The organism is Methanocaldococcus sp. FS406-22, assembly GCF_000025525.1.
Taxonomy (GTDB): domain Archaea; phylum AGJL01; class Methanococci; order Methanococcales; family Methanocaldococcaceae; genus Methanocaldococcus.
Genome location: NC_013887.1, coordinates 114,392 through 126,204, shown reverse-complemented (window position 1 = coordinate 126,204; position 11,813 = coordinate 114,392). Strand labels below are relative to the sequence as shown.

At 28.1% G+C, this 11,813-nt stretch carries 11 protein-coding genes; all 11 read right to left on the bottom strand.

What is annotated here, in order from left to right; genetic code table 11:
* Positions 1-102: 102 nt before the first annotated feature.
* The 11 genes from MFS40622_RS00705 to MFS40622_RS00655 all read right to left on the bottom strand — a co-directional run bounded on the left by MFS40622_RS00705 (position 103) and on the right by MFS40622_RS00655 (position 11,791).
* Complete coding sequence (locus MFS40622_RS00705; RefSeq protein ID WP_012979748.1) at positions 103-303, bottom strand: ferredoxin family protein; 201 nt, start codon at positions 301-303, stop codon at positions 103-105.
* Positions 304-443: 140 nt separating this feature from the next.
* Positions 444-1,538, bottom strand: coding sequence for an ATP-binding protein (locus MFS40622_RS00700; RefSeq protein WP_012979747.1), 1,095 nt, complete (start codon positions 1,536-1,538; stop codon positions 444-446).
* Between the two features lie 56 nt (positions 1,539-1,594).
* Positions 1,595-2,755 carry an ATP-binding protein gene (locus MFS40622_RS00695; RefSeq protein ID WP_012979746.1) on the bottom strand — a complete coding sequence of 387 codons (1,161 nt, stop codon included), beginning with the start codon at positions 2,753-2,755 and terminating at the stop codon, positions 1,595-1,597.
* Position 2,756: 1 nt separating this feature from the next.
* Positions 2,757-3,707: a hypothetical protein gene (locus tag MFS40622_RS00690; RefSeq protein ID WP_012979745.1), complete on the bottom strand. Its 951-nt coding sequence runs from the start codon at positions 3,705-3,707 to the stop codon at positions 2,757-2,759.
* Entirely contained in the window at positions 3,659-7,459 is a 3,801-nt protein-coding gene (locus MFS40622_RS00685) for a hypothetical protein (RefSeq protein WP_012979744.1), read from the bottom strand. The genes MFS40622_RS00690 and MFS40622_RS00685 overlap by 49 nt, the downstream gene beginning before the upstream one ends.
* Positions 7,449-7,958, bottom strand: a complete 510-nt coding sequence (locus tag MFS40622_RS00680; protein WP_012979743.1) for a hypothetical protein — start codon at positions 7,956-7,958, stop codon at positions 7,449-7,451. The genes MFS40622_RS00685 and MFS40622_RS00680 overlap by 11 nt, the downstream gene beginning before the upstream one ends.
* A 13-nt stretch (positions 7,959-7,971) precedes the next feature.
* The gene (locus tag MFS40622_RS00675) at positions 7,972-8,712 is read right to left on the bottom strand and encodes a hypothetical protein (protein ID WP_012979742.1); all 741 of its coding nucleotides are present in this window, start codon (positions 8,710-8,712) and stop codon (positions 7,972-7,974) included.
* Positions 8,709-9,635 carry a hypothetical protein gene (locus MFS40622_RS00670; protein ID WP_012979741.1) on the bottom strand — a complete coding sequence of 309 codons (927 nt, stop codon included), beginning with the start codon at positions 9,633-9,635 and terminating at the stop codon, positions 8,709-8,711. Before MFS40622_RS00670 ends, MFS40622_RS00675 begins: the two co-directional genes overlap by 4 nt.
* A gap of 2 nt (positions 9,636-9,637) precedes the next feature.
* The gene (locus MFS40622_RS00665) at positions 9,638-10,210 is read right to left on the bottom strand and encodes a GNAT family N-acetyltransferase (RefSeq protein WP_012979740.1); all 573 of its coding nucleotides are present in this window, start codon (positions 10,208-10,210) and stop codon (positions 9,638-9,640) included.
* Positions 10,176-10,856 carry an acyl-CoA dehydratase activase gene (locus MFS40622_RS00660; RefSeq protein ID WP_052292121.1) on the bottom strand — a complete coding sequence of 227 codons (681 nt, stop codon included), beginning with the start codon at positions 10,854-10,856 and terminating at the stop codon, positions 10,176-10,178. The genes MFS40622_RS00665 and MFS40622_RS00660 overlap by 35 nt, the downstream gene beginning before the upstream one ends.
* A gap of 2 nt (positions 10,857-10,858) precedes the next feature.
* Positions 10,859-11,791 carry a 2-hydroxyacyl-CoA dehydratase family protein gene (locus MFS40622_RS00655; RefSeq protein WP_012979738.1) on the bottom strand — a complete coding sequence of 311 codons (933 nt, stop codon included), beginning with the start codon at positions 11,789-11,791 and terminating at the stop codon, positions 10,859-10,861.
* Between the last annotated feature and the right edge of the window lie 22 nt (positions 11,792-11,813).

Sequence of the window (11,813 nt, the reverse complement as noted above, 5' to 3'; positions counted from 1 at the left end):
TGTAAAAGTAGTATAAGTAGTATAGTAAATAATTAACTTCAGTATGGTTTTATTTATTATTATCCATTAAAAAGTTTGTGTAGTGGGTATTAAAAAATTTAATTACTCCTCTATAGATATAGCTTGGTCTGGACATTGTAATATACAGAGGTTGCATTTTGTGCATTTTTCAGCATTCACTGGGATTGGAGGATAGACACCTTTTTTATTCAACTTTTTTGATTTCTCAAACACTCCTCTTGGACATACTACAATACATATATCACATCCCTTACAGAAGTTTTCATTTATTTCTATCTTCATTGTTATCCCTCCATAACCGTTTTTGATATATTATAGCACTCTTTTTATAGCATTCGCAGGCATAGAGGGAAACCCTCTATTGTTATACTCCCGATGCATTGCCTCGCTTTGCTCGGCAATGCCTCTCAGTTATTCTAAGATTATAAAATCCTTTTTATCGCATTCCAGATTAAAAATGATTGCGGTTTTAGAGTCCCTTCAATAGGGTCTAAGAATAAAATGTTTCTTTTAATTAAATAAATATAAACTGGTTTTGGAATTTTATCATCGCTAATTTCATAGTTATCTTTAAACAATCTTAACGCCTCAATTATGTCTTCTTTTTTAATTTCAATAACTTCATCTTCAATATTAACTTTTGGTTTTATATAGTCCAGATCTTTTAAAAAGTATCTTAATTTTTGTGCTTCTTCTTTAAGTATAGTATCTAAAATATCTTTTAATTTTCTTTCTGTTTTTAGCTTATCAAATACCTTTATTATTAAAATTGGCTTTCCACCAACATAAGAGTAGATTAATTCCTTATCCTCATCAGAAAGTTCCATATTATTCTCCCTTGCTAAGAAATCAATAAACTTTAAAGCAGTTTGTTTATCAAAATCATCCACTAAAATATAATCAGCTCTTCCTTCTAACTCTCCAGCGTTATAAACATACTCAATAAACAAGCTATCAGAACTTAGACAAAAAACATGGCATAGATGTTGTTCCTTTGTTAAAGATACTAAAAATTGAAATAGCTCTTTTAATAAATATTTCTGCCCATTTAACACAACATCTTTAATCATTTGTAATTCATCTAATATTAGGATTGGCTTTTTCCCACTCTTTTTAACCGCTAACAATAAACTGTTTAAATACTGAAAAACATCGTTTATCTTCTCTTCAAATAACTTATCAAATTCAATCTCAGGAATTGGAATACCAGTTAGAATCTTAGCTCCTTTGGTTATCAAATTTAAAACCTCTGATTTATCCTTTATTTTTTCAAAGAAATCATCTTTTTTAGTGGTGAAAATAGCTTCAATAAACTCCCTCTTTTCTGATATTAAGTAGGTTCTGAAATTAATGTAGAAAACTTTGTAATTATCATTTAGTCTATTTTCTATGATATGTTTTATTAATGTAGTTTTACCAGAATTTATAGAGCCGTAGATAAAATAAATTAAATTTGGCTCTCCCTCTAAGATTGATAAAATTTCTTTGATTTCTTTCTCTCTATTGAAGAATTTCATTATTAATCACCATATATAATACATAATAGCATTTTTCATAGAAATTCCGATATATTTTACTTCTCTCCTCCTCCATGTTTACTTTTTCTTGGCCTTATTTTTATAATTTTTAAGAATTCTTTTTCATCATCAATAAAAACACACTCTCCTTTATTTAGATCTTTAATATATACTTTTAACTCTTTTCCCATATACTCTTGATTGAGCTTATTTAATGCATTTATATCCTCTCTATTTGTTACTTTATGTGCAAAGATGATGTCGCATTGGCTTAAAACTTCATTATCTATTGCTGATGGTTGTTGAGTAGCTATAACTAAGTTCAATCCTGGTTGTCTTCCCTCCTTTGCCCATCTTATTAGAATCTCTTTTGATAATGTTGATTTCCCAGAAGGGATGAAATTATGGGCTTCATCAATAAATAACCAAACTTTTGGCATTTTTGATTGTAAATTTAGCATTTCTTTTTTTCTTGCTTTCAATCGTTGATTAAATAAATATTTTGCAATTATCGATACTATTAAATCTCTCAGTCCATATCTTCCGCTTTCAATAACACTTAAATCAATTACATTTATTGCATTTCTTTCAAAAATATCTTCTATTGGGATGTATTCATCTGAAAAAATTCCCCATTTTTTTGCCATGTTTAGACGATTTATTAATGCTTCTTTTGTAGATTCCTTTGATTTTGTATCTCTTTCAACCTCATAAATAATATCGTCTATTGTGAAAAAATCTTTCTCAATATTATCAATTGCTCTATACAAGGCTATTCCCATCATTTCGTTTATATTTAAATTGAATAAATCACACCACCCCTCTGCTGAGATATCAGAAGGATTTAAAAGAAGTTTTTTAAACTCTATTCCCCTATTTTCTAACTCTCTTATAACATCTTCATCAAACCTTTCCTCTATTTCTCCGGGAACTATTAGTTTAACTGGATATCCTTCAGCATACAAATTCCAATCCCAAAGTTCTTCTTCTTGTTCTTCATTTGGTTCTACCATAGTCCAAAATATCCCCATTGGATCGATAATAATTTTTAAATAATCTGGATACTTTTCTTGAAGTTCTTCGACTAAAACTCCCAATGTGTAACTCTTCCCACTACCTCTTTTACCACAAATAAAAATTGCATGGGATTTTGAGGCATCTATATAAATATCATTGCCTAATCTGTCTTTTAGCTTTTCTCTTCCTATGAATAGCATACTATCCCTCAATTATAATTAAAGGCACAAAACACGTTTCAAATGTAAGTTCTTTATGGTTGCCTTTTTTATGAGGATCTTCAAAATTCCACTTTATACCATGATCTGAAGTAATTACGACTAAATATGGTTCTTTTATGTTATTTAAAATATCATTTAGCTTATTTATATCTTCAAATATCTCTTTTATTTTGTTAATTATGGATTTTTTACTAATGTCTCTCAATTTATGTGCATACTCATCCAACCCTCCCCTATATATCTGGATATATTTTTTTGATGATCTGTATTTATTTATTACATTGTAGATTTCTTCATCACTGTGAAAAATGTATTTTTCATTAAAATATCTAAACAAAATATCTGTTAGTTCATTTTTCCTATTCCAATATGTCTGTCCAAAGCACCTATATCCAAATTTTTGGAGCTCTTTTGCAATTGGAATGTTATTTTTTCCATAAATGATATTCATTAAACCATTTTTAGTTGATGTTTCTCCATTAACGAATATTGGTTCTCCTTCATAAGGAATTTGTGCTTCGACATAATCAACATAAGATAACCCATCTATTAAATATAAAACAACTGTTTTTGGAGTTCTTTTGTTTACTTTAGAGATTATAATCTCTTTAACATCTTTTTGTGTCTTGATATAATTTTCAATTAGATGATATTTTTCTTTCAAGATTTTATTTAATTCCCCTGTAAAAGGATTATGATCTATTTCATAAATTGGTAGTCGATCATCAAATTTGTCCAATATTACGTACTTCTTATATTCAATTTCAATATTTGGATCATCAATCATACTCCAAAAATCATCATAAGATATTTCTTCAAAATCAAAAAATAGAAGAGAAAGTTTATGTTTTATTTTCAAGTAACAAGGAGTTTTTATTTTCTTTATTTCTTCCTTACAATTATTTCTACATTTTCCATTTTTAATAACCATTTTAAAGTCCCCTCAATATCCATATTTAAATATTTTGAGAGTTTTTCAATTGGTATCTCACCATATTTGTTTAATATTTCAATTATTTTTATTTCTTCCTCAGATTTTTCTGATTTACTTCTTTCAATGATCTCTCTTTTTATTTCTTTTCTAACTTTTTCTAAATTTTCCCAAATATCAAGTATTTTGGATTTTATTTCTTCAACAGATTCCATTAAGTTGTCTTTATCTATAACTTCGATATCTATATTCTCTACTTCTTCTCCTATTGCTTTCAATTTAGAGATATAGTTTTCATTATTATTTAATCTAAGTTCAACTTCTGCTTTTAGATGATTAACTTGATCATTTAACTTATCTACAACTTCTTTTATATATGATTTTACATTTCTTACTAGATTTTGATATGCTGTCTCTCTATCTTCAATACTGAATGCTTCCCTATATGAATAATGCTGAATGTTCAATGGTTTTAACGTTTGAGCTAATATATTCATTTTCGTTCTTATTTCTTCTTGTATCTTATTAAATTCATTTCTTAGATTTCTTTCTTTTTTCTTTATATTCTCGTCTATTAACTTTATGTCCTCTTCTACGTCTCTATCCATATCTAAATAATCTGCCCCTTCTCTTGCAAATCCTTGGATTATATCTTCTATCAATTCATTGAATTTATCATGTTCTTCTTTGATGTCAATATAATCTCTATAAACATCAATTTTTTCATATAATTCTTCCAATTTTCTTAAAATCCCTAACCATGATTTAAATTTATTGTATTTTGTAAGAACATCCTCATACTCATAATTCAGATTTTTAAATGTTTTCTTTGCTTCATTTAGACATTCAGCAAGAGGTTCAAGATCTCTTGTAGAATTTATTTTTTCTTTCAGTATTAGTAGATCTTTTGATATTTTGTTGCATTTCTTTTTTGTTATTTTTATTTGCTCTTCCAAATGCCTGACGATTCCTCCCAATGAATAGTGAGTTTTAATAATCTCTTCTTTTATGTTATCTATTTTATTTTTCAGGTCATCTATTTTTTCCCCTATTTTTAGCACTTTATTTATCAATTCTTCTTTATCATTTTTTATTTCATTCTCTATAGTTTTAAGATATTCCTTTAATGACTTCTCCCAACTCTCAATAATTTCTAGCTCTTTATATAACAAATCAGGATCAGTTTGTTGTTTGATCTCTTCTCTTTTTGAATGTTTAACAAGTATGTTAGGAACGTTTTTCCCATACTTCATATAGAGAGTCACTACTTTTTTTGCAAGATTTTCTACTTCATCAAATTTATTTAGAACATCAGTATTTGTTATTTCTCTAGATTTGAAGACATATCCCTTGTTAATTTCAATGTATCTTCTACTCTCAAGGATTTTTAAAATTTCTTCAACTTCTTCTGGGATGTATCCTAAACTCATTCCATAACTAACTATTTCATCAACACTTATTGGCTGTATCCACTTTTCAATAAATTCTTTTAATATCATTTCTTCAAGTGGATGTTTCTTCAACTCTACTCTAATTTTTTCATCTTTTCCCCAATGTTTTAAATTAATTAAATCCTTCCACTTACCGTATTCACATTCTTCTTTAAATCCTGCAACATTTGGATTTTTACTACCTGTTAATATAGAAACCAATTTCTTTTTAGTGGTTTCAAATTCTTCTCCTCTTCTTTTCGAAATTGATAATGAATTTAATAAAATTCTATATCTCTCCAAATCTTTATGCCAGTTAGGGGAATGTATTAGTGTGCTGTAATCTCTAAATTTATATTCACAAATTCTGTTAAATACTTCTTCAACGATTTTTTCCTGTCGTTTTCTTAAATTATATTTCTCTACCAAATCATCAGAAAACAAAAATCTCTTCAAATATCTTATTAGAATTGATTTTAGTGCATTAATCTCACTTTCATGCTTTGCATATTCATCTTCTTTTTCTTTTATCTTGTCAAAATAATTTAATAGACATAGCATAAACATTGGGGTTACTTCTTGCGGTTTAACATATTGTTGGAGTTTTTTCAGATCTCCTGGAAGTTTATCTTCTCCAACTTTCTTTAAAACATTAAATCTAAAAATTACTTCGCCATTTCTATAATCAATAACTAAATCATTATTCTTACAGTTTTTATCTAATATAAACCTAAATTCAACATCTACCAATGTATTCTCCTTTTCGTTAGTATCATATCGTAAGGAATAAACTCCAATAGTTCTAAATGGATATTTCGGATTAAATGTTCCTGTTAATTGGTGATAATACCCCCCAACTATAGGATACTTTTCATCTATTCTCCAACCCATGATTTGACTTCCTTTTTTCCTTGGAAATATCTCAGGTAATATATAAGTTATGAATGCGTCAATCATTTCTCCTTCCCAAGACTCATTAAATATGCTTCTAAATTTTCTTATATGCTGTTCAACATATGTAGCTGTTTCACCTTTTAGAAGACCTTTTAGAGTATATCCTTCAAGTGCATAAACGATTTCTGTTCCATAGTAAAATCTTGACAATTCCTCGTATTCATCATATAATCCATAATCTTTTATTTTTTCTTCGGAAATTCCTCTTGGAAATGCTCCTACAAGTTTAATAACCTTTCTCTTTTTGTCTGAATCAACTTTCTTTAATGATAGTCCTTCATTTAAAGCATCTAAAAACTTTTGGTGTATAAACTTAATCTCTCCATTTAAGATATCATTAATAAAATCAAACACTGTATATGGTTCAAATTTCTCTTTATATTTCATACATGCACATTTAAACGCTCCTATAACTGTTCTTGGACCTTTTCCTAAATCTTCTCTTGATGATATCTCTCCAATACTTCTTAAACAATCTTCTGTTATGATATCATAGGGGTTAAATTGTAAAAGTTCTCCGTATTTTTTCCATAAGTCCTCTGCGAAATTGACACTATATATATTTACTAAATTTAAATAAAATCCATCTTTTCGTAGTCTATCAATTAGATCTCCAGCTCTTATGTTTAAATCTTCCTCCTGATAATCAGGAATTATAAACAAAATACCTAAACCTATGTTGTTAATGCTTAACTCAAAAATAAAGTTTCTTAAGTTATTTATAATTTCCATATTTTTTATTCCCTGAACTTCATCAACGAAAATTGCCATACCTTCAAAATGTTCTTTTATGATTTCATTCATTTCCTTTAAGAAATTCATTAGATCTTTTGGTGTAATTGATACAATTAATTTCCCCCTATTTAAAAGATCATAAACTATCTCTTTAGCTTCATTTTCCGTTAAATTTCTATTTTTCATTAAATATTCAATTTCTTTTTCTATACTTAGACCCTTATATTTTCTATAAATTTTCTCAATTTTGTCTAAATACTCAGGATATTTAAGTTTGTAAACATATCTTGTCCAACCATAAACTGCATCCATTATTGTATCAAGTTTTCCATCGAATTTAAATGGAGGAATTGCAAGGATGTTATTTTTCTTACAATAATCCCACAAACTCAAGGCTTTACTTGTCTTTCCATAACCATAAGGAGCTGAAATATAGCCTTTTACTGTTTTTCCTTTTTTAATTTCCCTTATAAATCTTTTATCAAATTCCTCATCATCAACCTTTATATATGTTTTTAAGTGGCTTTCATATTTATCCACAACTAAATTTGGTTCATTTATTAAGTTTTCAGCAGAATAGGTGTCTATAACAGGACTCTTATTTATTATGTATTCCAATAAGCTAATATCCATATGTCATCACCTTAAATACTTTCCATAAATTTAAATCACTATCAAAAAAGTTGTCAATATATATATTTTTATTTTTCTCAATAATTGGAGAGATATTCTCTAAAACATGTTCAACATCACGCCAGTTCAATGTTAGCTTTACACTGTAATCTAAAGTTTCTCCTTTTGAAATATAAATTGCCTTATTTGCCTTTAGAGAAATTAACCTCCTAATATTTCTTCCATCATTTAGTTCACCATTATCAATAATTACATTCATTTTTCTTGTTGTTTTGTATTTTTTGAACTCTTCTTCAGTTTTAAAATAAATAAAGTTATTATCTTTTGCAAACACCCATCCTAAAAACGTTTTTCCAACCCCACTTTTTCCATAAAGATTTACAACATTATCAAATAAAAGAAATTTTTTTAATTTGTTATATGCTTCCTTTTGACTATCAGTTAAGAATTTAGAGGAATAATTTCTCTTTATGTAATTTATTAGTGTAATGTAATCCATACCCCTCCCCCTTTTATAAAATATCACTAAAATTCCATGTTCTTTTCAATCTCACATATCTTCCAAACGCTTTTATAGATATTTCGACAAAATCATACATAAAATCAAGTTCTTTTAGGTAATCATCTAATATATCATCTTTAATTAAACAAAATTTAGAAAGTTCTTCAACTTTCTCCTCATCCAAAAGCATTAATGATCCATAGTCTTCTCCCCACTGTTTTTTATAAAGATAGTCCACCCCCCACAATAATAGATGTGGCTGACAATAATCTCTAAGATTGAAAACGTTATTATCGTCAATTGGTGAAGGGGATAAAGACCTTATAAAGTTAATCGCCCCACGAACGCTATTACTACTAAATGATATTCCTCCTAGCTCTTCATCAAACGCTTTTTCTTTAACTTTTTGTTCAATATCATTATAGTTAATTTTTTTACCATTATATTCTTCATACAATATGTTTATTACGCACCTGTAAGACCATCCAATTGGTAGTTTAGATGAGTAAAGCTTATAATGGAGGTAGTTATTGAACATTTCATCATCCATCTTTAAAATATTTTCAATTTCATTTTTATCTTTAACGTTTATGAGTTTGTTCATAATTGTATAATTATCATCAATTATACTTGATTTTATCTCAGGAAATGCTTTTTTTAGTTCTGATTTTTTGGCATTTGGGTTATATTCAATTAGTTTCCTTATAATTTCTGGTTTAGCATTATGCTGAATATGGTAACTCCCTTTCATTCTTTCACCATTTCATACAATACTATAATATTATGTAAAGATCTATATATTTTATACTCTTTTAACTTACTTAAATCTTCACAAAAGTAACATTTATGCCCATTTCTAAATTTTTCAATTAGGTACTTATATCCAATATAATTTTTTGAAGAAGTTCTTGGAGATTTTCCAGTTATATTAATAGTTCTTGAATTTGGGAAAAATATATCCCCAAATCCCCCTGCTTTATCCCAACTACTACTATCGAAGCTATCTACATAATCCCTAATTTTATTTACAGAACTTCCCCCACCAATACCAAAGGCATGCAACTCGAATCCATATTCTTTTGCTAACCTGGATAAATATCTTAGATTTTCTAAACTGTCTTTTGTAAGTCTATTAATTTGATTCCTTTTCCCACAAGTTCCAAAACTTCCAAAGCCAATTCTTCTAACATTTAAATCAGCATAATTTTTAACACAATAATGAATCATATCCCTATTAACGCCCTGAACAACAGGGATAAACTTTTTCTCCATCTTCCCATTAAATTCTTCAGCAAAACTTTTCGCAAAATATACAGTTTCATAAACTTTACCCCAGGCAGTATCTACAGCATCAGAGGAAACTGGTGGAGAATCTGGTAAGACATACCAATCTCCCCATTTATTAGTTCTATAAAATTCCCTTAAAAACGAGAATAGTTGAGATATTTCAAATTTTTCTTGTTGAACATAATAACCTCCACTATCAAACATAACAGTGGTTTTATACTTTCTCTTTAAATTTCTAATTTCTTTTATAGTACTTTCCGATGAAACCAAAGGTGTAAAAATCACATTTTCAAAAACCCATTTTTTTGGTTCATGTTTCTTTAAAAGTTCAACCATTTTTTTAATTTCTCCTGCAGAAATCGTTAATGATGCAAAAAATTCTACCATGTTTATCCCTCTAAATATTTAGCCATTAATACTAAATCTTTACCACCTCTTGTATGATTTTTCAAAATACCCTCAATTATAAATCCATTTTTTATGAAGAATCCCAATCCTCCCTCATTATCTCCTGGAACTTCAGCATATATTTTCTTCTTTTGTAATTTTTTAGCTTTTTTCTCTAAAAATGAGATAAAATATCCTCCAAGGGAATTGTCTTTGAATCTTTTATTAACTGCAATATAATTAATTTTGAGGTAACTTGGTTTTTCCCCATAAACCATAACCCCAATTAAATTGTCTTTATGAAACATTCCAGCTACACTTATAGTTTTAGAAGTTGTAATCCACTGTTTTATTGATGATTTATGAACAAAACCCCAAATCTCTCTATAATTCAACAAAATTTCCTGAACCCTATCAACATAACTAACATCATTAATATCCTTAACTATAATTTCATTTTTAATCTTTTCTATTTGTTTTTTGGTTTTGCTTCTATTGTTATTTATCATCAACTCAAATCTCTTATACAAATCATAAATTTCAAAGATTATTTTTTGCTGAGTGTTCAATTCCATATTTTCTCGCCCCTATTGCATTTATAAACTGTGGATTTTTAGGAATGTAAACGTCTTTCTCAGTAACTTCTTTAAAATACTTAACAAATGCCTTATTCTCTGCTACTCCACCAATTAGAGCAATAGTTTCACATTCATATGGATTCATATTGGCTATTTTCTTTGCTATAGTGTAATTTACAGATGCTATGATATCTTTAATGCTATAACCATTTACAAGATAATTGATGATTTCAGAAATCGAAAAAACAGCACAAGTATTATTTAACTTTAAGGGATCTTTTGAATAATACTTACCAAAATCTTCGATAGGGACATTCAAATACATAGCTATGGTTTGTAAAAATAATCCAGTCCCCGCTCCACATTTATCATTCATCACAAACTCTAATGTTTTTGTGTTTATTATCTTTGTATCCTGCCCACCAACATCAATTATAACATCAATTTCTTTATCAACTCCATATATAGCAGCAGTAATTTCAGTTATGTGATTTTTAAACCTCTTTCTAAAATATCCTGTTGCAAAAACATCATCGTTATTGTACTTTTTTAATATTTCATTTAATTTAATTATTGGATATTTTTTAAAACTTTTCCCATCCGCAATTTTTATGTGTGTTGAGCCAACGTCAATACCCATCATAGCTATCCCAACATCTCTATAAATGCTTCTATTCTTAACTTCACTTGTTCGGGTGTTTTTTGGGGAATATCTCCCTCTATTGTCAGCATAGGGTAATCAATAAATTCTCTGAGGATTTCATCTTCTAACTTATGATGACAACACATTTGTGTATAGTGGATTATTCCATCAACCTTTCTCTTTTTTAATTCTCTCTTTATAATCTTTATTCTTTTAGTTATATGGTTGGCAAACGTGTATGTTGAATAGGTGTCTACTATACTCTTTATTGAGTCTCCTCCCATCCTCACAAACTCATAAGGTAATTCGTTATAAACACAATGCACATTTATTTCATTCAGATATTCATAAAAATCACTAAAAATTGGTGGTATGCCAATTAAAGCAATTCTATACCTATATTCAACATTCTCCTCATTGTTTAATAAATTTTCAATCTCTTTTTTGTATGCATTTGGGTTTCCTTTTAAATCACTTGCAGAAATTGTGGTATAAAATGCATCCTTCCCATTTATTTTATCTTTATAGCACAATTCATCAACTTTTTTTGCAAGTTTTTTTATTTTATAAACTTCTCTTAAAATATCTTTATCAACATCCCCTCCTAAAAAATCAATAAGTTTTTTTATTTCATTTTCAAAATGTTCTTTATCTCCAAATTGATAAAAGAAATAATGCGTAGGAATTTTTTTCTTCAATTCTATCTTTTCAGCATCAACAAGGGAATTTTGACAATCTCCTCCAGCAACAACAATTAATTTATTAATTTTAATTTTATCCTCTAAAATCAACTCTCTCCATGAAGCAGTCCAAGCACACAGTTTATTTTTAGGATGTACATTAGATTGGGGAACAAAATTGTTTAAATCCAAAGGAATATGATTGGTTGAGTAAATAATTTCAGGTGGAACTATTGCTGTGATCCCAACTCTCATAATCACACCAAAAAAATAATTA